This window comes from Microbispora sitophila, assembly GCF_014892245.1.
GTDB classification, from domain to species: domain Bacteria; phylum Actinomycetota; class Actinomycetes; order Streptosporangiales; family Streptosporangiaceae; genus Microbispora; species Microbispora siamensis.
Genome location: NZ_JADBGC010000033.1, coordinates 77,775 through 103,499, shown reverse-complemented (window position 1 = coordinate 103,499; position 25,725 = coordinate 77,775). Strand labels below are relative to the sequence as shown.

The 25,725-nt window shown below is 72.1% G+C and carries 25 protein-coding genes; 13 read left to right on the top strand and 12 right to left on the bottom strand.

The genetic code is table 11. The annotated features are described in order from the left end of the window. Positions 1 to 49: 49 nt before the first annotated feature. Complete coding sequence (locus tag IL992_RS40290) at positions 50 to 289, bottom strand: hypothetical protein (RefSeq protein ID WP_193208552.1); 240 nt, start codon at positions 287 to 289, stop codon at positions 50 to 52. A gap of 9 nt (positions 290 to 298) precedes the next feature. Next, a complete protein-coding gene (locus tag IL992_RS40285) occupies positions 299 to 1,972 on the bottom strand; it encodes a sodium:solute symporter family protein (protein ID WP_319019133.1) in 1,674 nt (557 codons plus the stop codon). A gap of 189 nt (positions 1,973 to 2,161) precedes the next feature. Here IL992_RS40285 and IL992_RS40280 point away from each other — a divergent pair, with 189 nt between their 5' ends. Next, a complete protein-coding gene (locus tag IL992_RS40280; RefSeq protein WP_193208551.1) occupies positions 2,162 to 2,359 on the top strand; it encodes a DUF2795 domain-containing protein in 198 nt (65 codons plus the stop codon). Between the two features lie 144 nt (positions 2,360 to 2,503). Here IL992_RS40280 and IL992_RS40275 read toward each other — a convergent pair whose 3' ends face one another. Continuing rightward, positions 2,504 to 3,331, bottom strand: a complete 828-nt coding sequence (locus tag IL992_RS40275) for a patatin-like phospholipase family protein (RefSeq protein WP_193208550.1) — start codon at positions 3,329 to 3,331, stop codon at positions 2,504 to 2,506. Between the two features lie 201 nt (positions 3,332 to 3,532). Here IL992_RS40275 and IL992_RS40270 point away from each other — a divergent pair, with 201 nt between their 5' ends. The 5 genes from IL992_RS40270 to IL992_RS40250 all read left to right on the top strand — a co-directional run bounded on the left by IL992_RS40270 (position 3,533) and on the right by IL992_RS40250 (position 11,149). After that, positions 3,533 to 6,292, top strand: coding sequence for a cellulose-binding domain-containing protein (locus IL992_RS40270; protein WP_193208549.1), 2,760 nt, complete (start codon positions 3,533 to 3,535; stop codon positions 6,290 to 6,292). A gap of 118 nt (positions 6,293 to 6,410) precedes the next feature. Next, complete coding sequence (locus tag IL992_RS40265) at positions 6,411 to 7,193, top strand: phosphotransferase (RefSeq protein WP_449843674.1); 783 nt, start codon at positions 6,411 to 6,413, stop codon at positions 7,191 to 7,193. Positions 7,194 to 7,374: 181 nt separating this feature from the next. Continuing rightward, positions 7,375 to 9,459, top strand: a complete 2,085-nt coding sequence (gene pta, locus IL992_RS40260) for a phosphate acetyltransferase (protein WP_193208548.1) — start codon at positions 7,375 to 7,377, stop codon at positions 9,457 to 9,459. A gap of 25 nt (positions 9,460 to 9,484) precedes the next feature. Next, a complete protein-coding gene (locus tag IL992_RS40255) occupies positions 9,485 to 10,663 on the top strand; it encodes an acetate/propionate family kinase (RefSeq protein ID WP_193208547.1) in 1,179 nt (392 codons plus the stop codon). 63 nt (positions 10,664 to 10,726) lie between these two features. Next, positions 10,727 to 11,149, top strand: a complete 423-nt coding sequence (locus tag IL992_RS40250; RefSeq protein ID WP_319019130.1) for a TIGR02611 family protein — start codon at positions 10,727 to 10,729, stop codon at positions 11,147 to 11,149. A gap of 3 nt (positions 11,150 to 11,152) precedes the next feature. On the opposite strand, the gene IL992_RS40245 is transcribed toward IL992_RS40250, so the two are convergent. The 3 genes from IL992_RS40245 to IL992_RS40235 all read right to left on the bottom strand — a co-directional run bounded on the left by IL992_RS40245 (position 11,153) and on the right by IL992_RS40235 (position 13,373). Then, the gene (locus tag IL992_RS40245) at positions 11,153 to 12,325 is read right to left on the bottom strand and encodes a M20 metallopeptidase family protein (protein WP_193208545.1); all 1,173 of its coding nucleotides are present in this window, start codon (positions 12,323 to 12,325) and stop codon (positions 11,153 to 11,155) included. A gap of 50 nt (positions 12,326 to 12,375) precedes the next feature. Further along, positions 12,376 to 12,696, bottom strand: coding sequence for a GroES family chaperonin (locus tag IL992_RS40240; RefSeq protein WP_193208544.1), 321 nt, complete (start codon positions 12,694 to 12,696; stop codon positions 12,376 to 12,378). A gap of 62 nt (positions 12,697 to 12,758) precedes the next feature. Beyond that, complete coding sequence (locus tag IL992_RS40235) at positions 12,759 to 13,373, bottom strand: RlpA-like double-psi beta-barrel domain-containing protein (RefSeq protein WP_193208543.1); 615 nt, start codon at positions 13,371 to 13,373, stop codon at positions 12,759 to 12,761. A gap of 354 nt (positions 13,374 to 13,727) precedes the next feature. Between IL992_RS40235 and IL992_RS40230 the strand changes: the two genes are divergently transcribed. After that, a complete protein-coding gene (locus tag IL992_RS40230) occupies positions 13,728 to 14,276 on the top strand; it encodes a DUF1349 domain-containing protein (protein WP_193208542.1) in 549 nt (182 codons plus the stop codon). A gap of 43 nt (positions 14,277 to 14,319) precedes the next feature. On the opposite strand, the gene IL992_RS40225 is transcribed toward IL992_RS40230, so the two are convergent. Then, the gene (locus IL992_RS40225) at positions 14,320 to 14,715 is read right to left on the bottom strand and encodes a winged helix-turn-helix transcriptional regulator (RefSeq protein WP_193208541.1); all 396 of its coding nucleotides are present in this window, start codon (positions 14,713 to 14,715) and stop codon (positions 14,320 to 14,322) included. Between the two features lie 98 nt (positions 14,716 to 14,813). Between IL992_RS40225 and IL992_RS40220 the strand changes: the two genes are divergently transcribed. After that, on the top strand, positions 14,814 to 15,452 hold the full coding sequence (locus tag IL992_RS40220; RefSeq protein ID WP_193208540.1) for an NADPH-dependent F420 reductase: 639 nt from the start codon (positions 14,814 to 14,816) through the stop codon (positions 15,450 to 15,452). Here IL992_RS40220 and IL992_RS40215 read toward each other — a convergent pair. Further along, complete coding sequence (locus IL992_RS40215) at positions 15,449 to 16,477, bottom strand: endonuclease/exonuclease/phosphatase family protein (RefSeq protein ID WP_193208539.1); 1,029 nt, start codon at positions 16,475 to 16,477, stop codon at positions 15,449 to 15,451. The two genes, IL992_RS40220 and IL992_RS40215, sit on opposite strands and share 4 nt — an antisense overlap. Positions 16,478 to 16,572: 95 nt before the next feature. Here IL992_RS40215 and IL992_RS40210 point away from each other — a divergent pair, with 95 nt between their 5' ends. Next, entirely contained in the window at positions 16,573 to 17,823 is a 1,251-nt protein-coding gene (locus tag IL992_RS40210; protein ID WP_193208538.1) for an ArgE/DapE family deacylase, read from the top strand. A gap of 18 nt (positions 17,824 to 17,841) precedes the next feature. On the opposite strand, the gene IL992_RS40205 is transcribed toward IL992_RS40210, so the two are convergent. Further along, positions 17,842 to 20,229: a helicase-associated domain-containing protein gene (locus IL992_RS40205; RefSeq protein ID WP_193208537.1), complete on the bottom strand. Its 2,388-nt coding sequence runs from the start codon at positions 20,227 to 20,229 to the stop codon at positions 17,842 to 17,844. Between the two features lie 436 nt (positions 20,230 to 20,665). After that, entirely contained in the window at positions 20,666 to 21,175 is a 510-nt protein-coding gene (locus tag IL992_RS40200; RefSeq protein WP_319019129.1) for an ATP-binding protein, read from the bottom strand. A gap of 199 nt (positions 21,176 to 21,374) precedes the next feature. Between IL992_RS40200 and IL992_RS40195 the strand changes: the two genes are divergently transcribed. The 3 genes from IL992_RS40195 to IL992_RS40185 all read left to right on the top strand — a co-directional run bounded on the left by IL992_RS40195 (position 21,375) and on the right by IL992_RS40185 (position 22,822). Then, positions 21,375 to 22,196 (top strand): helix-turn-helix domain-containing protein, encoded by an 822-nt coding sequence (locus IL992_RS40195; protein ID WP_193208564.1) that lies wholly within the window; start codon positions 21,375 to 21,377, stop codon positions 22,194 to 22,196. Next, positions 22,197 to 22,430: a DUF397 domain-containing protein gene (locus IL992_RS40190; RefSeq protein ID WP_079314287.1), complete on the top strand. Its 234-nt coding sequence runs from the start codon at positions 22,197 to 22,199 to the stop codon at positions 22,428 to 22,430. 116 nt (positions 22,431 to 22,546) lie between these two features. After that, a complete protein-coding gene (locus tag IL992_RS40185) occupies positions 22,547 to 22,822 on the top strand; it encodes a hypothetical protein (RefSeq protein ID WP_079314286.1) in 276 nt (91 codons plus the stop codon). Between the two features lie 58 nt (positions 22,823 to 22,880). Here the strand turns inward: IL992_RS40185 and IL992_RS40180 are convergent, their stop codons facing one another. Beyond that, on the bottom strand, positions 22,881 to 23,462 hold the full coding sequence (locus IL992_RS40180; RefSeq protein WP_193208535.1) for a histidine phosphatase family protein: 582 nt from the start codon (positions 23,460 to 23,462) through the stop codon (positions 22,881 to 22,883). Between the two features lie 99 nt (positions 23,463 to 23,561). On the opposite strand from IL992_RS40180, the gene IL992_RS40175 reads away from it, so the two are divergent. After that, positions 23,562 to 24,434 carry a Gfo/Idh/MocA family protein gene (locus IL992_RS40175; protein WP_193208534.1) on the top strand — a complete coding sequence of 291 codons (873 nt, stop codon included), beginning with the start codon at positions 23,562 to 23,564 and terminating at the stop codon, positions 24,432 to 24,434. Here the strand turns inward: IL992_RS40175 and IL992_RS40170 are convergent. Then, a complete protein-coding gene (locus IL992_RS40170) occupies positions 24,397 to 25,671 on the bottom strand; it encodes an acyltransferase (RefSeq protein WP_319019128.1) in 1,275 nt (424 codons plus the stop codon). The two genes, IL992_RS40175 and IL992_RS40170, sit on opposite strands and share 38 nt — an antisense overlap. Between the last annotated feature and the right edge of the window lie 54 nt (positions 25,672 to 25,725).

Here is a 25,725-nt window from a genome sequence, read left to right as displayed (position 1 = left end):
CGCCGGGGCCCCGGCGGGCCCCCCCCGCGGCCGGGATGGAGTCGGCTGCTCACTCCTCCTCGTCGGAGGGGGCGGGGCCGTCGGACGGGCGCAGACGTTCCCAGAGCAGGAACGCGCCCCCGACGACGAGCATCGCGACGCCCGTCCACAGGTTGATGCGGATGCCCTCCGCCTTCTGGATCTCCTGGGCGCTGTCGAACAGCCCGGTGACCGTGAGGATCAGTCCGTACACCAGGAACAGACCGCCGATCACGCGGCGGATGTCGAAGAGCCGTTGCGGGGCGGCCATGCGAACCTCCTACAGGAAGGGCAGGTAGAACGCCGCGGCGAGGACCACCGCCCCGGCGCCGAGGAGCACGGGAGAGCGATACCAGGCGGCGTCTCCCGCCAGCGCGTCGTCGGAGACGGACGCGTCGCTCAGGCCGTAGACGAGCCCGCGCAGCTCGCTCTCCGGCTTGGGCGTGGTGGCGAGCGTGACCACGACCGAGACGATCGCGTCGACCACGAAGGCGATGCCGGCGCCCCAGAAGCTCGCGTTCAGCTCGGTGCCGAAGTCGAACACGCCCGCCTTGTAGAGGATGTACGAGGCGAAGGCGCACACCGTGCCGCTCAGCAGGCCCCAGAAGCCCGCCCAGGCGGTCATCCGCCGCCAGAACAGGCCGATGATGAACGTCGCGAACAGCGGGGCGTTGAAGAACGAGAACAGCGACTGCAGGTAGTTCATGATGTTGCCGAACCCGGCGGCGATGAACGCCGTGCCGATTCCGGCGAGGACGCCGACCACGGTGGCGATGCGGCCGAGCCGCACGTACCACTCGTCGGGGTGGTCGCCGTTGATGTGCGCCTTCCAGATGTCCTGGGTGAAGACCGTGTTGAAGCCGCTGATGTTGGCGGCCATGCCGGCCATGAACGACGCGAGCAGGCCGGTCACCGCGACGCCGAGCACGCCGTTGGGCAGGAACTCGTTCATGAGCAGCGGGATGGCCTCGTTGTACGTCGGCCCGCCGTCCTTGCCGAGGTCGCCGAACAGCACGACCGCGACGAGCCCGGGGATCACGGTGACGATCGGGATCACGAGCTTCGGGTAGGCCGCGACGATCGGGGTGAGCCGGGCGGCGTTGGTGTTGCGGGCCGACAGCGCGCGCTGGACCTCGGCGAAGTTCGTGGTCCAGTAGCCGAAGGACAGCACGAAGCCGAGGCCGAAGACCAGGCCGATCCAGTTGGCGTTGAGCGGGTTGTCGGTGCCGGCGGTGTGCGCCCAGGTGTGCAGCCCGCCCTCGCCGAGCACGCTCTGCTTGACCTTCTCGCCGAGGCCGGAGAAACCGCCGACCCGGGTGAGGCCGATGATCACGACCGGCACGAGTCCGGCGACGATCACGAAGAACTGCATGACCTCGTTGTAGATCGCCGAGGACAGGCCGCCGAGGGTGATGTACGCCAGCACGATCGCGGCCGACACGATGATGGACAGCCACAGCGGCCAGCCGAGCATGGCGTCCATGATGAGCGCCAGCGCGTACAGGTTGATACCGGCGATGAGGATCTGCGCGACGGCGAAGGTGCCGGCGTTGAGCAGCTGGGTCGCCCCGTTGAAGCGGCGGCGCATGAACTCCGGGACGCTGTGCACCTTGGACCGGTAGTAGAACGGCATCATCACGATGCCGAGGAACACCATGGCGGGGACCGCGCCGATCCAGTAGTAGTGCAGGGTCATCGCGCCGTACTGCGCGCCGTTCGCCGCCATACCGAGAACCTCGGTGGCGCCGAGGTTGGCGGACATGAAGGCCAGGCCGGTGATCCAGGCGGGGAGTGCGCGGCCCGAGAGGAAGAAGTCCAGACTCGTCCGTACGGCCCGCTTGGCGGCGAAGCCGATTCCCAGCACCACGAGGAAGTACAGGGCGAGGATCACGTAGTCCAGAACGTTGACGTCGAGCCGCAGATCCTGTGCGGCCAGCAATTGGGCATCAGGCACGCAACGCCAGCTACCCGCAGGTCTCGTCGTTTCACATACTCGGCCCCCGTATATCCGATCGTGACAAAACCGCAGGTGAGGGCGCTGCAAAGCCCGGCCGGGGGCGCATGCGGCGGAGCCCCGAGTGACGCGGGAGTAACCGGGTAGGCGAGGGAGAGCAGGAAGAACACCGACGAAGGGAGGCACGTCATGGCCGACGCACCGAACCCGATCCAGCTGCAGAAACACCTGAAGGGCGTCGACTATCCGGCCGGCAAGTCGGACCTGATCCGCACGGCCCGTGACCAGGGAGCGGACGACAACGTCATCGACGCGCTGGAACGCATCCCGGACCGGCAGTACGACGGCCCCAACGCGGTCAGCAAGGCGGTCACCCAGGCCCGGTGAGAAGAGGGCCGGTGAGAAGAGGGCCGGTGAGAAAGAGGCCCGGTCAGAGACCGGTCCCGGCAGCGGGCGGCCGGCGTGACGCCGCCCTTGTCCGTGCCCCCTTGCCGTGCCCCATTCCGGGGTGTCGGCGGGCAGCCCCGAGGGTCAGGACCAGACGGCGGCGATCGGCTCGACGAGGGCGGCGGCCTGGTCGATCCCCGCCGCGAAGGCCGGTCCCCACAGGGCCGGGTCGAGGACGTTCTCGCCGAACACCGCGACCGACGCCGTGTCGGGGTGGACGACGTACGACGCGGCCGCGCCCGCCTTCGCCATTTCGGCCTCGAGGACGGCCCGGGGGGTCAGGTTGCCGAGCGGTTCGAGCACCACGAGCGCACGGGCGCCCGCCGCGAGGTCGGCGTTGGTGGCCGAGCGGACCCCGCCGTCCACGTACCTGCGGCCGTTGATCTCCACGGGCGGGAAGACCATCGGCACGGCGCAGCTCGACGCGACGGCGAGCACCAGCGGCGCGCCGGAGGACCGGTTCCACACGACGAGCTCGCCGGTGGCCGCGTCCACGCTGGTGATCAGCAGCTCGCGCTCGGGCCACTCCTTCACCGGGAGCCGTTCGCCGACCGCCGCGAGCCGCTCGGCGTAGTGGTCGACCCTGGCCGCCAGGGCCATCTGACCGACCCGGCGCCGGGCCTCCCGCCGGTCGAGGTTCGGGTCGAACATGATGGCGAACGCCTGCATGACCTCGTTCATGTGGTCGATGGCCGGGGGCGGGCCGGTGTCCACCTCGGCCTGGTGGGCGACCGCCTCCTCCAGGTCGGCGCCGGTGGCCACCAGCGTGCCGACGACCGACCCGGCCGAGGTGCCGATGATCCGGTCCGCCGTCCCCAGGTCCACGCCGTGACGGCGCAGGCCGGTGACGATCCCCGCTTCCCAGGCGATGCCGGCGACTCCTCCGCCGCCGAGCACGAGAGCAGTAGTCATGTCCAGAATTATGTTCCACGCGAGCGCGTGCCCGAGCCGTGCTGAAACCGGTTGCGATTTGTCTGGACGCCAAACTATTGACGGCGCTTCCGCCGATGTGTGAATCTTCCCTTCAGATTTCCATGCACGTGGGAGAAGGACGGTCAGGGTCCCCACCTGGTCGTGCATGGCCGGTTGTCCGTGCTCGGAGGGAAACCGTCCATGCGAAGATTCGCAACCATGCTCGTGGTCGCCGCCGTGGCGCTGGTCACGGCCGTGATCAGAATGAGCCCCGTGTCGGCCGTCGCGGCCGACCCGTACACGTTCAAGAACGTGCAGATCCTCGGCGGCGGCTTCGTCCCCGGGATCGTCTTCAGCCCCGCACAGAAGGATCTGATCTACGCGCGCACCGACATCGGCGGCGCGTACCGCTGGAACCAGTCCTCCCAGACCTGGACACCGCTGCTCGACTGGGTCGGGCAGTCCAACTGGGGCTACAACGGCGTCGCCAGCATCGCCCCCGACCCGGTGGACGCCAACAAGGTGTACGCCGCCGTCGGCATGTACACCAACAGCTGGGACCCCAACAATGGCGCGATCCTGCGCTCGTCGAACAAGGGCGACACCTGGCAGGTGACTCCGCTGCCGTTCAAGCTGGGCGGCAACATGCCCGGCCGCGGCATGGGCGAGCGCCTCGCGGTGGACCCGAACAAGAACAGCATCCTCTACTTCGGCGCGCCAAGCGGCAACGGCCTGTGGCGGAGCACCGACTCCGGCGCCACCTGGTCCAAGGTGACCAACTTCCCGAACGCCGGCAACTACCGCGCGGGCACCGACGACTACCAGGGCGACATCCAGGGCGTCGTCTGGGTGACCTTCGACAAGCGGACCGGCACATCGGGCAACGCCACCCAGACCATCTACGTGGGCGTGGCCGACAAGGACAACACCGTCTACCGCACCACCAACGGCGGCACCTCCTGGGAGCGGGTCGCCGGCCAGCCGACCGGCTACATCGCCCACAAGGGCGTGCTCGACACGACCAACGGCTACCTCTACATCGCCACGAGCGACACCGGCGGCCCGTACGACGGCGCCAAGGGCGACGTGTGGCGCTACGCCACCGCCACCGGCACCTGGACCCAGATCAGCCCGATCCCGTCCAGCAGCTCGGACGACTACTTCGGCTACAGCGGCCTGACCGTCGACCGCCAGCACCCCGGCACGATCATGGTCGCCACCCAGGTCTCCTGGTGGCCCGACGCGATCTTCTTCAGGAGCACCGACAGCGGTGCGACCTGGACCCGCATCTGGGACTGGACGTCCTACCCGAACCGTAGCTTCCGCTACAAGATGGACATCTCCGCCGCTCCATGGCTGACCTTCGGCACGAACCCCCAGCCTCCCGAGGTCACGCCCAAGCTCGGCTGGATGAACGAGTCGGTGGAGATCGACCCGTTCAACTCCGACCGGATGATGTACGGCACCGGCGCGACGATCTACGGCACCACCGACCTCACGAAGTGGGACTCGGGCGGCCAGTTCACGCTCAAGCCGATGGTGAAGGGCCTGGAGGAGACCGCCGTACTCGACCTGATCAGCCCGCCGAGCGGCGCCCCGCTGGTCAGCGGGCTCGGCGACATCGGCGGCTTCCGGCACACCAACCTCGACGCCGTGCCGTCCATGATGTTCACCCAGCCCGTCTTCACCTCCACGACCTCGCTCGACTACGCCGAGACCAACCCGAGCGTGATGGTGCGGGCCGGCAACTTCACCGACTCCGACCGCCCGAACGACAGCCACGTGGCGTTCTCCACCGACGGCGGGGCCAACTGGTTCCAGGGCACCGAGCCGGGCGGGATCAACAGCGGCGGCACCGTCGCGGCGGCGGCCGACGGCAGCCGCTTCGTCTGGGCGCCGGGCGACTCCGGCCAGCAGGTCGTCTACTCCGTCGGCTACGGCAACAGCTGGACCGCCTCCAGCGGCGTCCCGGCCAACGCGATCGTCGAGTCCGACCGGGTGAACGCGCAGAAGTTCTACGCCTTCTCCGGCGGCAAGTTCTACGTGAGCACCAACGGCGGCGCGAGCTTCGGCGCCACCGCGGCGACCGGGCTGCCCACGACCGGGGTGCACTTCAAGGCGCTGCCCGGCAAGGAGGGCGAGGTCTGGCTGGCCGGCGAGGGCGGCCTGTGGCACTCCGCCGACTCGGGCGCCTCGTTCACCAAGGTGTCGAACGTCAGCAGCTCGATCAACATCGGCTTCGGCAAGGCGGCGCCCGGCAAGACGTACCAGGCCCTCTACCTGGTGGGCACCGTGGACGGCGTGCAGGGCCTGTTCCGGTCCGACGACACCGGCGCGAGCTGGGTGCGCATCAACGACGACCAGCACCAGTACGGCAACGCGGGCGAGGCCCTGACCGGCGATCCGCGGATCTACGGCCGGGTCTACCTCGGCACCAACGGCCGGGGCATCATCTACGGCGACCGCAACGGCGGGACCTCCCCGTCGCCGTCGCCGTCCGCTTCGCCGTCGGCGTCCCCGTCGGCGTCCCCGTCCGCTTCGCCCTCGGCCTCTCCGTCGAAGTCGCCGTCCCCGAGCCCGTCGCCGTCCGCCAGCCCGTCACCTTCGCCCAGCCCGTCCCCGAGCCCGTCGCCCTCGGCGAGCCCGTCGGGCGGCAAGGGGTGCTCGGCGACGTACACGGTGGTGAACCAGTGGCCGGGCGGCTTCCAGGGCGAGGTCACGGTGAAGAACACCGGCAGCGCCTCCATCAGCGGCTGGAGCGTCAAGTGGGCCTTCGCGAACGGCCAGACGATCAGCCAGCTCTGGAACGGCACGGTGAGCCAGTCCGGGGCGAACGTCACGGTCACCAACGTGAGCTACAACGGCTCGGTCGGCTCCGGGGCGTCCACCACGTTCGGGTTCCAGGCGAGCTGGAACGGCACCAACGCCGTCCCGTCGCCCGTGACCTGCACCGCCTCGTGAGATAGCACGACAACGGCCGTACGGATGCGCCGCCGAGGTGGCACATCCGTACGGCCCCTTTCCAGGGGCAATGCCGGAAAAGGGGTGGGGCGCGACGGCGCAAGGGTGATCTATTGGAGTGGTGGCAGGACTGTCGGATGAGTGGGGCGGGACCGGATGGGACAGCCAGGCGCGGTTGGTCCGGGGGCGGTGGGTGGACCGCCGGCCCAGGCGGCCGGAGGTGGCCGTGCGGCTGCTCACGGAGACCCGCCTGATGCCGTGGCTCGCGCCGCGGCTGCCGTTGCCCGTCCCGATTCCCCACGTCCTTCACCAGGAGCCGCTGGTCGTACGGCACGAGGTGGTCGTCGGCGAGCCGCTTGAGACCTTCGACGCCGTGGGCGGCCGGACGCTGGGCGCGTTCCTGCGGGCCCTGCACGCGGTCGATCGCGCGGAAGCCGTACGGCACGGTGCGCCGCCGCCGCGGGAAGCGCTGCGGGAGCGGGCGGCGACGGTGAAGGACTTCCGTACACGCGTCGTACCGCTCCTGCCGGACGAGCGGCGAGACGCCGCCTCGGCGTTGCTGGACGCCGTGGCCGCGTTGCCCGCCCGCGCTCTGGTCCATGGCGACCTCGGGCCCGAGCACGTGCTGGTGCGGGACGGCGCGGTGAGCGGCGTCATCGACTTCGGCGACGCACACGTCGGTGACCCGGCGCTCGATCTGGCATGGGCGCTCCACGACGCCCCGCAGGCGTTCGCCCAGGCCGTGGCGGCGGAGTACGGCGTCGCCCAGGAGCTCACCGAACGTGCACTGCTGTGGCATCGCCTCGGCCCGTGGCACGAGGTCACGTACGGTCTCGACACCGGCGACCCGGACACGGTGCGCTGCGGTCTGGAAGGCGTCCTCGCCCGCCTCCCGGCCTAAGCAGGCCGGGGACGCTCGTTCTCACTGCGGACGGCGGGCCGACTGCCGCGCCTGTGAGACCACACGACCAGTGAGAAAAGGCCCTACGGATGTGACCTTCGACTGGTATCTGCGTGAGGCCCTTCGCATAGCCTTGCCTGGGCGGGCCGTCGGGCCGCGCCGGGACAGGGGTGACTGTGCGATGGCGATCGGGGTTTACGTCGCGGCCGGCGACGCGAGGAGCAACAAGGGCACGATCGCCCTCGGCATGATCGAACTGCTGACCCGCCAGGTGGGCACGGTCGGCGTGTTCCGGCCGGTCGTCCGGCCAGGCCGCGAGGACAGCCTGGTCAACACCGCGCGCGGCCGCTTCGGGATCGGCCTGCCGTACGCCATGTGCATCGGTGTCACCTACGAGGAGGTGCACGCCGACGAGGAGCGCGCGGCAGGGGAGATCCTGGCCCGTTACCGGGCACTCGCCGGGCGGTGCGACGCGGTCGTGGTGATCGGCACGGACTACACCGACGTGGGCGCGCCCACCGAGTTCGTGTTCAACGCCGAGCTCGCCGCAAACCTCGGCACACCGGTGATGAACGTGGTTACCGGGCTCGACCGCACTCCCGACGAGATCGCCGCGGCGGTCGAGATGTCGCGCAAGGAGCTGGCCGAACGGCACGCCACCGAGCTGGCCACCGTCGTCACGCGGGTCGCCCCCGGCCTGGTGGACGAGGTCGCCGCCCGCGTCCCCGCGTACGTCCTGCCGGAGGTGCGGCGGCTGTCCGCGCCGACGGTCAGCGACCTGATGGCCGCCTGCGACGGCGACCTGTTCATGGGCGACGCCGACCAGCTCGGCCGGGAGACGGGCGGGCTGATGATCGGCGCGATGTCGCTGCCGAACATCCTGGAGCGCCTCACCGAGGGCCTGGCGGTCGTCGTCCCCGCCGACCGGGCCGCCGCGCTGGTGCCGGGGCTGCTGGCCGCGCACAAGGCCCCCACGTTCCCCGCCCTGTCTGCGATCATCCTCAACGGCGGGCTGGAGCTGCCCGACGCGGTCGTCCGCCTGCTGAAGGGCATGGACATCCGGCTGCCGATCATCACGACCGGCGGCGGCACGTTCGAGACCGCGACCACGCTGTCGAAAGCCGAGGGCCGGTTCAGCCCGGACGCCAAGGGCAAGATCGACACCGCGCTCGGGGTCTTCGCCGAGCACGTCGACGCCGGGGCGCTGCTGCGCAACCTGCAGGTCACCAGGGCCGCCGCGATCACCCCGCTCATGTTCGAGTACGACCTGCTGGACCGGGCCCGTGCCGACCGCAGGCACATCGTGCTGCCGGAGGGCGCCGAGCCGCGGATCCTGCGCGCGGCCGACAGCCTGCTGCGCCGGGGCGTGGCCGAGCTGACCCTGCTGGGCGACGAGCGGGAGATCCGGCTGGCGGCGGCCACCATGGGCCTGGCCGTCGACGGCGCCCGCGTGGTCAGCCCGTTCGACGCGGAGTTGCGCGAGCTGTTCGCCGAGGAGTACGCCCGGCTGCGCGCTCACAAGGGCGTGACCGTCGGGCAGGCCCGCGACATCGTCACCGATGTCTCCTACTTCGGCACGATGATGGTGCACCTCGGGCTGGCCGACGGCATGGTCTCCGGCGCGGCCCACACCACCGCCCACACGATCAGGCCCTCGTTCGAGATCATCAAGACCTCGCCGGGCGTCGGCGTCGTGTCCAGCGTGTTCTTCATGTGCCTGGCCGACCGCGTCCTCGTGTACGGCGACTGCGCCGTCGTCCCCGACCCCACGGCCGCCCAGCTCGCCGACATCGCGATCTCGTCGGCCGCCACGGCCGCCAGGTTCGGGGTCGAGCCGCGCGTGGCCATGCTGTCGTACTCGACCGGGGAGTCCGGCGCCGGGCCCGAGGTGGACAAGGTGCGCGAGGCCACCGCGCGGGTCCGCGAGCTGCGGCCGGACCTGCCCGTCGAGGGCCCGATCCAGTACGACGCCGCGGCCGAGCCCAGCGTGGCGCGGACCAAGATGCCCGGCAGCCCGGTGGCCGGGCGGGCGACGGTGTTCGTGGTGCCCGACCTCAACACGGGCAACAACCTCTACAAGGCCGTGCAGCGCAGCGCCGGCGCGGTCGCGATCGGGCCGGTCCTCCAGGGCTTGCGCAAGCCGGTCAACGACCTGTCCCGCGGCGCGACCGTGGGCGACATCGTCAACACCGTCGCGATCACGGCCATCCAGGCGCAGGCGCACGGGGAGACCGTGAGCGCGCAGGCGCGGGAGGAGACACAGTGAGCGCGCAGGCGCGAGGGGAGAGACAGTGAGCGGGCAGGTCCTCGTCCTGAACACGGGGTCGTCGTCCATCAAGTACCGCCTCATCGACATGGGGACGCGCCGGGCCGTGGCCGGCGGGCTGATCGAGCGCATCGGCGAGGACGGGAGCGTGCTCGCCCACGACGGCATACGGACCGAGCGCCGGGTGGCCGACCACGAGGAGGGGCTGAAGGCGGTGCTCGCGGCCTTCGCCGAGCACGGGCCGCCGCTCGACGGTGTGACCGCCGTGGGCCACCGGGTCGTCCACGGCGGCAGCCGGTTCGTCACGCCCGTGCTGATCGACGACGAGGTCGAGCGGGCCATCGAGGAGATCGCGCCGCTCGCGCCGCTGCACAACCCGGCCAACCTGGAGGGCATCCGGGTCGCCCGGAGGGCCTTCCCCGGCCTGCCGCACGTCGCCGTCTTCGACACCGCCTTCCACGGCACGATCCCGGCCCGTGCGCACACCTACGCCGTCCCCCGCGAGTGGACCCGCAAGCTCGGCGTGCGCCGTTACGGCTTCCACGGCACCTCCACGGCGTACGTCTCCCGCCGGGCGGCCGCGCTGCTCGGCCGGCCGTACGACGAGGTGAACTCGATTGTGCTGCATCTCGGCAACGGCGCGAGCGCGACGGCGGTGCGGGGCGGGCGCAGCGTGGACACCTCGATGGGCATCACCCCGCTCGCCGGGCTGGTGATGGGCACGCGCTCCGGCGACGTCGACCCGGCTCTGGGCGCCTACCTCGGCAGGGTCGCCGGCATGGACCTCGCCGGCGTCGACGCGGCGCTCAACAAGGAGAGCGGCCTGCTCGGCATGTGCGGCGCCAACGACATGCGGGAGGTCTGGCGGCTGGCCGACTCCGGCGACGAGGACGCCCGGCTCGCGCTCGACGTCTACGGCTACCGCGTGCGGGCCTACATCGGCGCCTACTACGCGGCGCTCGGCGACGTGGACGCCCTCGTCTTCACCGGCGGGGTGGGGGAGAACAGCCCCCGCGTCCGCGCGCTCGCGACGACCGGGCTCACCCGGCTCGGCATCGAGATCGACCCCGGCCGCAACGCCGCGGAGTCGGCGGAGGCCAGGGTGATCTCCCCGGAGGGCGCCGAGGTGACGGTGCTGGTGGTGCCCACCAACGAGGAACTGGAGATCGCCGAGCAGACCGCCGCCTGCCTCGGGGACGCGTGAACGGGCCGATCGCCGCCGCGGTCGTCCGCTGGCTATCGTGGTCAGCGAATGGGGGTGAGCCGCGTGGCGACGGCTGAGGACAGTCGTACGGGTGGACAGGAAGGGACTGACGATTCGCCCGGCTGGCTGGACCGGGTCCGCGCGACTCCGGCGGGCCGGCTGACGCTGCGGATCGTCATCGGGGTGATCGGCACCGCCCTCGTGGTCACCGGCCTGATCATGGTGCCCTTCCCGGGGCCGGGCTGGCTGGTGGTCTTCGCCGGGCTCGCCGTCCTGGCCACGGAGTTCCCCTGGGCGTCCCGGCTGCTGGAGTTCGCCAAGGACAGGGTCAGGGCGGCGACCGACTGGCTCAAGAGGCAGAACTGGTTCGTCCGCATCGTCGCGAGCGTGCTCACCCTGCTCTGCGCCGGGGTCATCGTCTGGGTGTCGGTCCGGCTGACCCTCGGCGTCGACCTGATTCAGAAGGCCCGCGAACTCCTGAGCTGACCGTCAGCCGCGGGCCAGCCTCCGAATCGCCAGTTCGCTGAGCAGCGTCGCGCCGTCGGACAGGATGGCGTCGTCGAACTCCGCCGCCGCGGAGTGGTTGGCCGGGGCCGTGGCGAGGTCGCGGCCGGGCGGGCAGGCGCCGACCACGAGGAACGCCCCCGGCACCTGCTCCAGCACGTACGAGAAGTCCTCCGAGCCGGTCGCCGGGGTGGGCAGCGGGAAGTAGCGGTCCTCGCCGAGGGCCTCACGCACCGTGCGGGCGGCGAACTCCGCCTCGGCGTCGTCGTTCACCGTGACGGGATAGCCGAGGCCGAAGGCGCAGTCGACGGTGAGGCCGTGCGCCTCCCCGATGCCGCGGGCGAGCCGCACGAGGCCCTCCCTGATGCGCTCGCGCGAGCCGGTCGAGAACGTGCGCACGGTGGTCTCGAAGACGGCCTCGTCCGGAATCACGTTGTCGGTGGTGCCGGCGTGGAAGCTGCCGACGGTCACCACGACGGGGTCGAACACGTCGTAGCCGCGGGTGACGTGGGTCTGCAGGGCCGTCACGATCTCGCAGGCCGCGGGGATCGGGTCGAGGGCGCGGTGCGGGGACGACCCGTGGCCGCCCCTGCCGCGCACGGTCACGGTCAGCGTGTCGGCCGCGGCCAGCACGGGCCCGCCCTTGGTCAGGAACAGCCCACGCGGGATCGTCGTGGCGAAGACGTGCATGCCGTACGCGGCGACGGGCCTGGCCCCGGCCGCGTCGAGCACGCCTTCCTCGATCATCAGCCGGGCACCCTCCTGGCCCTCCTCGCCGGGCTGGAACATCAGCACCACGTCTCCGGCGAGGTCGGCGCGCCGCTCGCTGAGCAGGCGGGCGGCTCCCACCAGCATGGCCGTGTGCAGGTCGTGGCCGCAGGCGTGCATGCGGCCGTCGAAGCGCGACCGGTAGGGCACGTCGGTCTTCTCGTGCACCGGCAGCGCGTCCATGTCGGCGCGCAGCAGTACGGCGGGGCCCGGGCGGCCGCCGCGCAGCACGGCGGTCACCGACGACAGGCGCTCGCCGGTGGTGATCTCCAGGGGCAGGCCGTCGAGCGCCGCGAGCACCTTCTCCTGCGTGCGGGGCAGATCGAGGCCGATCTCCGGCTCCCGGTGCAGCGCGCGGCGAAGCTCGACGAGTTCATCCTGGAAGGTCATGGTCCACCTGGGGGGGTGAAGAGGCTCGGCGGGGGCCGGGAGCCGGGCGGTCAGAGGTAGAGGCCGGTGCCGTGGTCGGTCTGCTGCGTCGCCACGGCGTGCAGGTCGCGCTCGCGCAGCACCAGGTAGAGCTGGCCCTGGACCTCCACCTCGTACTGGTCCTCGGGGTTGAACAGGACCTTGTCGCCGGTCTTGACCGATCTGACGTTGGCGCCGGCGCCGCACACCTCGCCCCAGACGAGCCGGTTGGCCATCTTGACCGTGGCCGGGATGACGATGCCCGCGCTGCTGCGCCGTTCCTCAAGCTCCCGCTGAACCTTGACCATCACGCGGTCGTGGAGCATCTGGATCTCGAACTTCGGGTCAGCCACGCTCGCAGTGTACGCGGAGCGGCGCCGGGCACCGTCATCGGAGGTTCACCGGCGGCGGGATCTCACCGGTGGCCCATGGCCAGGTCGTAGCCGGTTCCGGAGCGGCGGTAGACGCCGCCCTTGCCCCACTTCAGCACCTGGAACCGTACGTGGACGGTGTTGGAGGCGACGCCCGTCAGATCGGCCATCATCTTCTCGGACAGGTCGACGATCGCCGGGATGTCGTGCTGGGCCACGGCCCACTCGGCCGGGCCGAAGTCCTCGACGACGCCGATCGCGCTCTTCCCCTTGTAGGTGATCCGCACCTTGGTGCCGAGGGGCCAGTAGGGGCTGGCGACGGTCCGGTATCGCATCGGCTTGCCCGACGCGGTCTCGCCGTCCCAGAAGGACGTGGCGGTGGAGACGCCGGAGGGTAGGGAGGCGGCCTGCTTCATCTCCGCGTACGCCGTGCGGAGGGCCGCGTTGAAGGCGGCGCCCAGGGAGGCCAGGGCCAGGGAAGCAGAGTCCGCCGGGATCGGGCGGGTGGTGTCCGGTGAGGCGGCGGGCACCGTCCGGGGGAGCGGCGCGGAGGAGGGAGCCTGAGGGATCACCGAGGCGTTCGCGGCGGTGGCCGCGCCGGCGACGAGTGTGGTTCCGGCCATGGCCATGGTGATCGCCTGACGGGCTCGCTTGTGCATGAGGTTCCTTTCGTCTCGCTCGCGGGGCGGCCCTCGGGGGAACGGGGCCTCGCGTCGTCGAGGAGTCCCGGCTGGCCGGCGGGCTCCGCACGCACGCCCGGATATGGCGGAGCGGCCCTCGGAGAGGGGCGGAAGGCTCCGGTAGCGGGCCGCGCGTTCCCCGGGGAAGGGGATACGACGGTTGTGCGATGTACGGGATTTACAGGGGCAAAAGGTGATGTGAGGCACGAGTATAGGGAAAGAGGGAGTAAAGCGGACAAATCGATCTAAATTGGAAGTAGATCGTCCTTGACTTGAAGCCCTGGAAAGCGCTCTCATAACAAGATCAGTCAAAGCGACGGCAAGGGGCCGGGCATGGCGTTCGAAGACTTCGGGTGGATCAACGAGCCCGCCGGGTGGTCGCAGGCCGGAGAGGGTCTGCGGGCCGTCGCCGACGCCCAGAGCGACCTGTGGCAGAAGACGCACTACGGCTACTCGTACGACACCGCCCACATGTTCGGCCGCCAGGTCGCCGGAGACGCCCGGCTGACCGTGACGTTCGACGCCGACTACGCCGAGCAGTACGACCAGGCCGGGGCCGTGCTCCGGATCGACGAGGAGAACTGGATCAAGGCGGGGGTCGAGTTCGTCGACGGCGGCCACCAGCTCAGCGTCGTCGTCACCCGCGGCTTCTCCGACTGGTCCGTCACACCCGCGCCCGGCGGCCTCGTCTCCGCGACGTTCGACCTCGAACGGGCCGGCGACGCCGTGACCGTCCGATACGGCGTGAACGGTGCCGAGCCCGAGCACATGCTGCGCCTGGCCTACTTCCCGCCACAGGCGCCGGCCCTCGCCGGGGTCATGTGCGCCGCCCCGGCCGGCAAGGGCTTCGAGACCCGCTTCACTCGCGTGTCACTGACTTAGGTCGTGCCTGACAGGACCGCCTTCGTCAGGCGCTCCCCAGCCCTCACGCGCCGCCAAGGCGCCGGTCCCGTCCCCGCGCCGTGAACCGGTCCTGGGCGTCCAGCACGGCGTCCCCGTAGCGCTCGGCCCACACGCCCATCGCGCGCATGGGGGCGAGCAGCGCCGTGCCCGCCTCCGTCAGCGCGTAGTCGACGCGGGGCGGCGCCTCGGCGTACACCCGGCGCTCGACCAGGCCGTTGTACTCGAGGCGGCGCAGCGCCTCGTTGAGGACCTTGGGAGAGATTCCGCCGATCCGGGCGCGCAACCGCCGTGGCCGCATCGGACCGGCCTCGCCGAGCGTGTAGACCACGACACTGTCCCAGCGGTTCGCGAGCACCTCGAACGCGAGGCGCGCCCGGCAGTCGGAGGTGTACGCGCGCTCGTCGTGGAACTCGTCCATGGCCCCATACTGCCCGGTCCGAAAGACACCGGGTGGTGTGCGTCGGCCTCTCTACCGTCTGGGCCGTCACCTGGTTCATCCGGAACGGAGAAGGCATCATGCGCATCGGCATCCTCGGCACGGGCGGGATGGCCACGGCACTGGGCGGCGCCTGGGTCCGCGCGGGGCACGACGTGCTCGTCGGCGGACGCGACCGGGCCGCGGCCGCCGCGACGGCGGCCCGCATCGGCGCCGCGAAGGACGGAACGCTCGCGGACGCGGCCGCGCACGGCGAGCTCGTCCTCGCGGCGGTTCCCGCCGGCGTGGCGCCGCGGCTGGTGAACGGGCTCGCGGCCGTGCTCGCCGGGCGGACCGTCGTCGACTGCTCGAATCCCGTCGAGCCGGGCGACGACGGGCTGACGCTGACGACGGGCGGCACGACCTCGGTCGCCCGGCTGATGGCGGACGCCGCGCCGGACGCCCATGTGGTCAAGGCGTTCAATCTGTGCCACGACAGCATCTGGACGCTGCCGCGGCCGGCGTTCGAAGGAGTTCCGCTGGCCGTGCCGTTCTGCGGCGACGACCCGGGGAGCCTCGACCGGACCGCCGCGCTGATCACGTCGATGGGATGCGCGCCGATGCCCTGCGGAGGGCTGTCCCGCGCGGTCTACCTCGAGGCGACGGCGGCGTTCGCGATCGGCGTGTGGTGGTCCGGAGCGGAGCCGCGGTTCGCCTTCCCGACGTCGGAACGGGCCTAGACACCGGTCGTGGGCAGGACCAGTTCGGCGAAGATCGCCCGGTGATCCGTCACCGGGAGCCGGTGGACGCCGAACGCCCGGACCGCGACGCGCGGGTCCACCAGGACGTGGTCGATCGTGACGGGCGGCACCGGCAGGCCGCTGAAGTTCCACGGCCGGTACGGCCAGGTCCCGGCCAGGCCGTTGCCGGTCGCGTCGGCCGCGTCCCGGTAGCCCGCGTCGAGCAGGCGCCGGACACTGGCGTGGTCGAGCGTCGCGTTGAAGTCGCCGGACAGGATGCGTACGGGCCCGCCGGGGCCGGGCAGCGAGGCGAGCGACTTCGACCAGCACCTGAACCGGAACGGATAGCGCGGAGCGCACGGGTGCACGGACACGACGGCGACGGGTCCGGCGCCGGGGACCTCGACGACGCCCGCCGCCTGCCGGCGGCCGTCGACGGCGGTGAGCTCCTCCGGCCGCAGGGGGAACCGCGTGAAGAGCCCGGAGCCGCTCGAGCCCTTCTGCGCCCGATCGTCCGCGTACGGCAGGAGCGTGGCCAGGCCCGCCGCACGCAGGCCCGCCGACGCCTCTGGAGTCAGTTCCTGGAGCGTCAGGACGTCGGGGCGCAACCGCCGTACGAGGTCCACGAGCGCGGCGGGCGGGACGGAGCCGTAGAGCAGGTTGGCCGACAGGACCCGGAGAGCCGGGCCTGCGGCGCCGGCCGCCCGAACACCCGCGCCGGCCGAGCCCTGCGGGGACGGGTCCGACAGCGCGCGGGGCAGCACGCAGGCCGTCAGCGTCGCGGTGACCGCGAGGCCCGTGACCAGCGCCGCCGGGCGCCGCACGAGCAGCGCGACCAGCGGCGCGACGACCGAGGCGAGGGCGACGTACGGCGTGAACGCCACCAGTTGCACCCACCGGAAGTGGACGTCGCCGGGCACCAGCCGCAGCACGGCCCACAGCGCGAACGGCGCGACCGCCGGCCACGCGAGCAGGCCGCGCCAGATCCCCGGGCGGCCTGCCCAGCCGGCTGTCAGTCTCGCCATCCTCGGACTCCTTCGTGAGAGATCCACCGTACGACGCACTGCACCTGCATTCAGGGGCTCCACGCCGATCGGGGGTAGGCCGTACAGTCTCCGGCATGGATGTCGAAGCGAGAGTCCTGGACGCCATCGACGAGGCGGAGACCGTGCGCCTGCTGGCCGACCTGGTCCGGGTGCCGAGCGTCACCGGCACCGACGCCGAGTCGGACCTGCAGGACAGGTGCGCCCGCATGCTCACCGAATGGGACCTCGACGTCGACATGTGGAAGCTCGACCTCGACGATCTCCGTTCCCGCGAGGGGTTCCCCGGCATGGAGGCGGAGCGCGCCGAGGGCTACGGCGTCGTCGGCGTCACCGAGGGCGAGGGCACGCCCGCGCTGATCCTGCAGGGGCACGCCGACGTCGTGCCGATCGGCGACCCGGGCAAGTGGGAGGGGCAGGACCCGTTCGGCGCCCGCCTCACCGCGACCGCCCTGCACGGCCGGGGCGCCTGTGACATGAAGGCCGGTCTCGCCGCCAACCTCGCCGTGGTGCGCGCGCTGCGCGTGGCCGGCGTACGGCTCGCGCGTCCCCTGGCCGTCCACTGCGTGGTCAGCGAGGAGGACGGCGGGCTCGGCGCGTTCGCCACCCTGGCCAGGGGCCACACGGGAGAGGCGGCCGTGATCACCGAGCCGACCAGCGGGAAGCTGATCACCGCCAACGCCGGCGCGCTGACCTTCCGCATGGAGGTCGCCGGCCGGGCCGCGCACGGCGCCACCCGCTACGAGGGGGTCAACGCCGTAGAGGCGTTCGTGCCGGTGCTTCAGGCCGTCCGGCGGCTCGAACGCGAGCGCAACGCCGATCCCGGCCCCCTCTTCGAGGGCAACCCGCTGCCGTACCCGATCGAGATCGGCACCGTGCGCGCGGGCGACTGGGCGAGCACGGTGCCCGACCTGCTCGTGGCCGAGGGACGGCTGGGCGTCCGGCTCGACGAGGACCCGGCCGACGCCCGTGCCGCCCTGGAGACGGCGCTCGCCGATCTGGACGACCCCTGGCTGCGGGACAACCCCGTACGCGTCACCTGGCCGGGCGGGCAGTTCGCCAGCGGCCGGCTGCCCGAGGGGCATCCGCTGGCGGAGGAGGCGGCCCGCGCGGTGGCCGACGTGACCGGGGCGCGGCCGGGCCGTACCGCCGCGCCGTACGGGAGCGACCTGCGCCTGTACGCGGGGGCGGGCGTGCCGACCCTGCACTACGGGCCGGGCGACGTCCGGTTCGCGCACGCCCCGCGCGAGCAGGTCGATCTGCGGGAGGTCCGCGACGTCACCCGTGCCCTGGCCCTGCTCGTCCTGCGCCGCTGCGGCGTCCGCTGAGACGTGCTGTGACGGCTGTCAGCAGTCGGCGGTGACCGAGGCGATCTCGTTGAGCGGGAACTCCAGGTAGTCGCCGGCCTCCTCGCACCACGCGTCGAGCACGCCGCTGCGCAGTTCCCCGTGGCTGACCGTGGCGGTGACCCCGTCGGCCAGCGTGATCAGCGCGCGGACGTCGCGGTCCACCACGAAGCCCAGCAGCGACTGCTGCGCCGCCGGGAGCCTGGTCGCCATGCGCCCGATGACGGCCCACGTCTGGCGGGGCTGCGCCGCGGCCACCACCGGGCCGCCGCTGACCAGCAGCCGCCTGGCGTGCTCGCGCGGATCCGGCGGAGGCTCCAGCAGCGGACCGGGGGGTTCGAGCTCGGCGACCCGCCCGCCGGGCAGGAGGATCAGCCGCCCGCCCTGCGGCTCGCGCCGGATGGTGATCTCTCCGGTGTCGTCCACCGGCACGGGGGCGTACCCCGCCTCCCTGAGGGCGGCCAGCGTGGCCGCGGCGGGCGCCGCGCCGGCGAGCACGGTCGGCGCCAGCAGCCGCAGGCCCAGCTTGGCCAGTTGCCGGTGCGCGGCGATCTCGGCGAGCAGCGCGGGGTCGGAGCCCTGGACGATGCAGCCGACCGACGACACGGTGACCTCGCCGTGCCGCCGCGCCACGTCTCTGATCAGGTAGGTCAGCGGCTGGGGGAGCGTCCCGGCCTCCGACAGGTCGGCGATGAGCGTGTCGGCCGTGTCGCCGCCGTCCAGGGCCCGCCGTACGCTCGCGGGGCTGAACCGCCACACCGACGCCGAGCCCTGCGACTCACGGTCGGCGGCGCGGTCCAGCAGCGCGGCGAGCTCGACCGACGGCGGGCCGGTCACCACGGCGGTGAGGTCGGCGCCGAACAGGGCCGTGCGCCGCGCGCTCGCCATGGCGTGCGTGGCCGCCTTCGCCAGCGCGGGGTCGTGCTCGACCTCGGGCACGCACTCGCGGCTCTCGTCCCCGGCCACGCCCGCGAGCGGGGCGAGGGCCCGGCCGAGACCGGTGAGCGCGTCGCAGGCCACGAGCCCGAGCAGGCGGGCCTCCTCGAGCACGGCCGCCGCGCAGCCGTCCAGCAGTTCCCGGTCGAGCAGCGGGGCGCGCCAGTGCACCCGCTGCACGAGCTCCGGCAGCGTCGCGAAGGCCCTGCCCTGGGGGATCTCGGCGAGCGCCGCGAACAGGGCCCACCGGATCCTGGCGATCGTCTCGCCGGCCGGGTCGTCGCCGAGTGCGGCGGGGTGGCGGCCCTCCAGCCGGCGCAGTGACGCGCGCTCCATCCGCCACCACGCGGCCAGCAGGACGCGCAGCCGCATGGGCGCCTCCTCCAGCCGCCACGCGTCGTACCGGCGGGCCGGCGTCAGCCCGCCCGCCTCCTCGTCGATCGCGATCAGCCGGGCGACCGCGCAGACCTCCAGCAGCAGCCGGGTCTCGTCCTCGGCGCAGCCGGTCTCCCTGGCCAGGCGCTTGATCTCCCGCACGCCGACCCCGCCGTTCTTGAGCAGCGGCAGCGGCGTCTTGTCGACGTTCTCCAGCAGCGCGGTGGCCCGGTCGAGCACGTGCGGCGCGGCCATGCACATCGCGTGCTCGACGGCGTCGGCGTCCGACTCCGCCGTGGCCAGGTCGGGCGGGTACGGCGTGAACGGCCCGCGATAGTCGGGGCCGCGCAGCGCCAGCGCGACCTCGCGGGGCATCTCCGCCAGGTCCCACTGGGTGCGGAAGAGCAGGCCGCGGTCGAGGGCCCACTTCTCCGGCGTGCCCGGGGTGATGAACCGGTTGCCGTTCACGCTGCGGACCGGGCCGTCCCACGCGAAGTCGTCGAGCATGCCGAGCGTGCCGTCGGGGGCGTCGTCGAGAAGCGACCCCAGGCGCTCGCAGTCGCCCAGCAGCGCGGTGATCCGGGCGATCACCTGGCGCCGGCCGCCGTGCGGGGGCAGGTCGAGCACCCGGCACATGCGGCGCAGCGCGTCGGTGCTGAGCTTCCAGGAGTCGAGGTACGCGCCGAGCGGCTCGCCCAGGCCGCAGGGCGCGGTCCACCAGCGGGCGACGGCCTCGGCCACGGTGATCCTGCCGTCCCGGCCGGGCCAGGCGACGGCGTGGTCGTAGAGGTGGTCGAGCCAGGGGATCACCGCGGAGGCGCTCACCCCGAGGAAGCGGGCCAGTTCGTCCTCCGTCGGACGGCCGCCGATGACCAGGCACGCCTGCAGGAGTTCGAGCGGGGGAAGGGGGAGGCCGCGCATGACCTCCATGACGGCGAAGGTGTCGGTCAGCCGCTGCGCGAGGGCGTCCAGGCGCCGGGGCCACGGCGCGGCGATCGCGTCCGGCCGGTTGGCCAGCACGCGGGCGAGCCTGTCTTCGTCAAGACTGGTCAGCCAGCCGATTAGGTGATCGTCCATCGTAGATCTCTCGGGAGTCCCAGGAAGCCACCGTAGTGCAGATCACAGTCTCGGCGGGGTCCGTGGGCGAACAAAGAGCGCAAAGTCACGGATCCCGAGATCACGATATTTCTCCGCCGATCGATGGGGAACGAGCACGCCGCCGGGCCGTCACGGCCCGCGCTCAGCCCATCATCGCGTGCCGTGCCCGGCCTCAGGGGCGGTTCCGGGGAATCCGGGCCGCCGGCCGGAGGGCGCTCCCATGCATTCCGGGCTGCACGGGAGCGCTCTTCGGCCGGCGGACCATGACCGGCGACAGGTAGATGTGGCGATCGGGTTAGGTTTTCCGGGGCTCCCGAGCGGAGAACTGTCACCCCCCGCCCGGGGCGGCCGAAGCTCCCGGCGAAGCGTGTGGCCCCGCCGTCCGGCCGCCGGCCCCTGTCCAGGCCGCGCTGCTTCAGGCGGCCAGTACGGCCCACACCGCCTTGCCCTGCGGGACGAGCGGGCACCATCCCCAGCACACGCTCAGCGACTCCACGATGTGCAGCCCGAGGCCGCCCGGCTCGAACGGGGTCGGATCCCGCAGCACCGGCGCGGACGACCCGGGATCGGTGATCGCACAGGTCACGTGCGCGCCCCGGCGGATCAACGACAGCCGCATGGCCTCCCGCGCGCGGCTGTCGGTGAGCGTCATGCCATGCCGCAGGGCGTTGGTGACCAGTTCCGAGACGACCAGTTCCATCCCGTCGAGCAGGTCCGCCAACTGCCAGCCCGAAAGGGTCCCGGCGGCGAAGCTGCGCGCCGAGTGGACCGATTCCGCGCGGGGCGGCAGGACGAAGGTGGCGCTGGCGGTGGCCGACCCGGGTTCGAGGAGATCGCGTGCGGGCTCCGGCCACCAGCCGATAGGCGGCCACCAGTCGAGCGCCGACCACTGGTTCTGGCCACGAGTCAGGTTCGTGGACTGCACGGGATCATGATGAGGGACACTCCCGTGCATGTGCAAGAGCGAATGCACGTGCAAGCGCGTTGTGCAAGCGCTACGGTACTCCCGAACACCACTGGGACGAAGGGGGCGATCTTTGACAGACTGTGAACCAGTCCACAAAGCGGAGGAATAGCACGTGTCCATAGATCCGCCCGGATCCGGTTCCACCGTTCGACGCATCATGCTCGGCGCGAGCCTGCGCCGGCTGCGTGAGCAGCGGGGCCTGACCCGCGAGGTCGCCGGATTCCACATCCGTGCCTCGGAGTCGAAGATCAGCCGGATGGAGCTCGGCCGGGTCGGGTTCAAGACACGTGACGTCGAAGACCTCCTCACGCTGTACGGCGTCCACGACGACGCCGAGCGGCGTGGCCTGCTGGAGATGGTCCGCGAGGCGAACACGCCCGGGTGGTGGCACAAGTTCGGCGAGGTGCTGCCGAACTGGTTCGTCACCTACATCGGCCTGGAGGAGGCCGCCAGCGTGATCCGCACCTACGAGGTGCAGTTCGTGCCCGGCCTGCTGCAGACGGCGGCGTACGCCCGCTCGGTGATCACGCTCGGCCATCCGGACGCATCGGAGGACGAGCTCGAGCAGCGCGTCCATCTGCGGATGCAGCGGCAGGAGAGGCTCACGCGCAAGGACGGCCCCCGGTTGTGGGCCGTCATCGACGAGGCCGCGCTCAGGCGGCCCATCGGAGGGAGTGCGACGATGCGGGAACAGCTCCAGCACCTGCTGGAGGTGTCCACGCTGCCCAACATCACCCTTCAGGTGATGCCCCTTCGCTACGGGATGCACGCGGCCGAGGGAGGCGCGTTCACCATCCTCCGCTTCCCGGAGTCCGACCTTTCGGACGTGGTCTACGTCGAGCAGCTCTGGGGTGCGCTCTACCTGGACAAACGTGAGGACATCGATCCCTACCTCACGGCCATGGAGCAGCTGTGCGTGGAGAGCACCACGCCCGGCGGCACTGCCGAGATCCTCGGCGAACTTCTCAGAGAGACATGAATGCAGACATATAACGGGATGCCCGCAACCGACATCGCCGGGGTCACCTGGCGGAAAAGCGCCCACAGCAACTCGACCGGCAACTGCGTGGAGCTGGCCGAGCTTCCCGACGGCGGCGTGGCCGTCCGGAACTCCCGCTATCCCGACGGACCGGCGCTCATCTACACACGCGATGAGATACGGGCCCTCGTGCTCGGGGTCAAGGACGGCGAGTTCGACGGCCTGCTGGTCTGACCTGTTCTGGGGTAACCCCGTGTTCACCCGCTTCTCACGCGCGTAACAGCGCGACGCGGGAGGCGTAACACGGATCCGGCACAGTGAGTCCCAGGAAAGCTCACAAGGGGGACCCCGTGCTGGACCAGATGACTCTTTACCCGGTGGCCGACGACGTGCTGTTCGCACCCGGAGGCCGCGTGGTGATCCGCACCTACGGCGTCGCCGCACCGGCCGACCCGGCGGACGGGCGGCCCAGGACGGTGGCGTATCGGACATGGGTCACCGGGGTGCGGGAGCAGCCCAGGTACTGGCGGTGGGGGCACTTCGAGGACGCCCGGCGCGGCCACCGCAAGGTCCTGGAATGGCTGACCGGCCGAGGCCCGCAACCCCAGCCGGTCGCCCAGGCGTGAACAGACACGCGTTTCAGGCACGTGTGATCGGACCGGCCTGACTCAGGCCGGCACGTTTTCAGGTCGGCACGTTCCAGCGAAGCAGGACGGGCTCGTCGTCGTGCTCGTAGCCGAGGACCGAGTACGTCCCGGTGTCGAGGCGCAGGTGTCTGCCGTGGTCGGCGGGCAGCGACAGCCAGCGCGCCGCCAGCACACGCAGGATGTGCGCGTGCGCGACGACCAGGACGTCGCCGTCCGCCGAGCGGATCCGGGCGAGGACCTTGTCCGCCCGCTCCCCGACGTGCTCGACGGTCTCACCCGGGTGCGCCTCGTCTCCCGGGACGACGCCGTCGCGCCAGACGTACCAGCCGGGGCGTGACCTGCGGATGTCGGGGGTGGAGACACCCTCGTAGCCGCCGTAGTCCCACTCCCACAGGTTCGGGTCCACCTCGTACGGCCCGGCGCCGGCCAGTTCGGCCGTACGGCGGGCCCGCTGCGCGGGACTGACGAGGACCAGTGCGAACGACCGGCCCGCCACCAGAGGGGACAGCGCGCGCGCCTCCTCCTCGCCGTGCGGTGTCAGCGGCAGGTCGGTGCGGCCCGTGTGCCGCCCGGCCCTGCTCCATTCGGTCTCGCCGTGCCTCAACAGGATGACGTCCATAGACGGTCCATCTTGCCCGTACGGCCGATTTCACGCGCGGCGGCCCCCTTGACCGTCCATCGGCGGCCTGCAGTAAGGTCCCGCCGGAAAGGGGGCGCCATGGAGCCGGTGCGGGTGGGACTCGTCGGTGCGGGACCGTGGGCGGAGCTGGTGCACGCGCCCGCCCTCGCGGCCGGGCCGCACACGACGCTGTCCGGGGTGTGGGCGCGCAGGCCCGAGGCGGCGCGAACGCTGGCGGACGCCCACGGCGCGCCCTCCTTCGAGCGGCTGGAGGACCTGTTCGCGGCGTCGGAGGCGGTCGCCTTCTGCGTGCCGCCCGCCGTACAGGCCGAGCTGGGCGTGCGGGCCGCCCGGGCGGGCAGGGCGCTGCTGCTGGAGAAGCCGCTCGCGGCCGACCTCGACGGCGCCCGGCGCCTGGCCGGGGCGATCGAGGAGGCGGGCGTCGCCTCCCAGATGCTCTTCACGTTCCGCTACTCGGCGGCGACGGTCGGCTTCCTCGACCGGGCCCGGCGGATCGAGCCCTTCGGCGGGCACGCCGCCAACATCTCCGGAAGCCTGCGCGGCGGTCCCTTCGCCACCCCCTGGCGGCTTGAGCGCGGTGCGGTGCTCGACGTGGGCCCGCACATGATCGACCTGCTCGACGCCGCGCTCGGCCGGGTGGTCGCGGTCAAGGCCCACGGCGACCCGCTCGGCTGGGTCGGCCTGCTGCTGGAGCACGAGGGCGGCGCGGTCAGCGAGGTGTCGCTGAGCATGGCCGTCGAGGGCGACACCCCGCCCAGCCGGATCGACGTGTACGGACGGCTCGGCAGCGCCTCGCTGCTCGGCTCCGAACTCGGCGACGTCTTCCCCGAGGTGGTCCGGCAGTTCGCGGGCACCGTACGCGACGGCGGCGGGCATCCGCTCGACGCCCGCCACGGCCTGCGCCTGCAGGAGATCATCGACGACGTGGAGCGGCAACTGCGGGCCGGCTGACCAGGGCCAGGCCCGCGACCAGGGCGGCGGACGCGATCAGCGGCGCCGGGCCGGGCGCGAAACCCGTGATCGTGAGGGTGAGCAGCGCGCCGCCGACGAGCGGGGCGGCGGTCAGCACGTGCCGGTGGTCGGCGGCGCCCACGGGCTCCTCGAAGCGGCCGAGCAGCGCGGTGAGCGCGACCAGGATCAGCGCCAGGGCGCCCAGCCACAGCGGGACGGCGCTCCACCAGACCGCCGAGCCGGCGTGCGGGGTCGCCAGCCCGAACCCGACGGCCGCCACCCCGGCGACGGCGACGAGCGCGGTCATGTGCCACAGGTAGACGGTCATCATGCGCGGCGCGAGCGCGGTGAGCACCGCCTCGGCTCGAGGCCGGGCGGCCAGTGCGTTCACGGCGGGGCGCAGCAGCATCGCCAGGCCGAGCTGACCGGCGAACAGCGCGAGCAGGCAGGCGCTCGGCGGGGCCATGTTCGAGATCATCCCAGGCATCCCGATCATGCTGGCGGGGTAGGGACCGGTCGCCACCAGGGCCGCCACCATCGCGAATCCGGCCACCGCGAGCCCGGCCGCCCGGCGCCCCGTCAGCCGCTCGAGGCCGCCCTCGGCGTACCGGAACCCGACCTGGTGCACCGCCAGCCAGACGAACGCGACGTTGAGGTAGCCGGCGGCCTCCAGGCCGGAGAACCGGACCACGTCCATCAGCACCGCGCCGCCCGCGAGCAGCGGCAGGGCCACCCCGGTCCGTACCCGCAGCAGGTGTGGCGTGGCGACCACGGCCAGCAGGTAGACCGCCAGGAACCAGAGCAGCTGGCCGACCGTGCGCGCGGCCACCTCCACCGGCTGCGCGGGCACGCCGAGGGCCACCAGGACGTGGGGGAGCGGCAGCCACACGACCGCCAGCGGCACCACCGGCCAGGCCAGGCGGCGCACCCGCCGGGCCGTCCATTCGCGGGCCGTGCCGCCCCGGCGGACGGAGGACCGGAAGCTGATCGCGTTGGCCGCGCCCCCGGCGAAGAAGACCAGCGGCATGACCTGCGAGATCCAGGTGACGTACGGAATCGCCGCGAGGGCGTTGCCCGTGGTCAGCCGTCCCTGGGCGTACGACAGGACCGGCATCGTCCAGTGCTGGACGACCACGAGGACCATCCCGAAGACGCGCAGGACGTCGATGAAGCGGTCCCGTGGCGCGGGCGCGGCCGGGGCCCTCTCGGGGGCCGGGGGGAGCATGGTGAGGGACACGGGGGCCGCCTTCGCTGTGTCGGCCGCCGGGGTGATCAACCCGCGGGCGGGGGT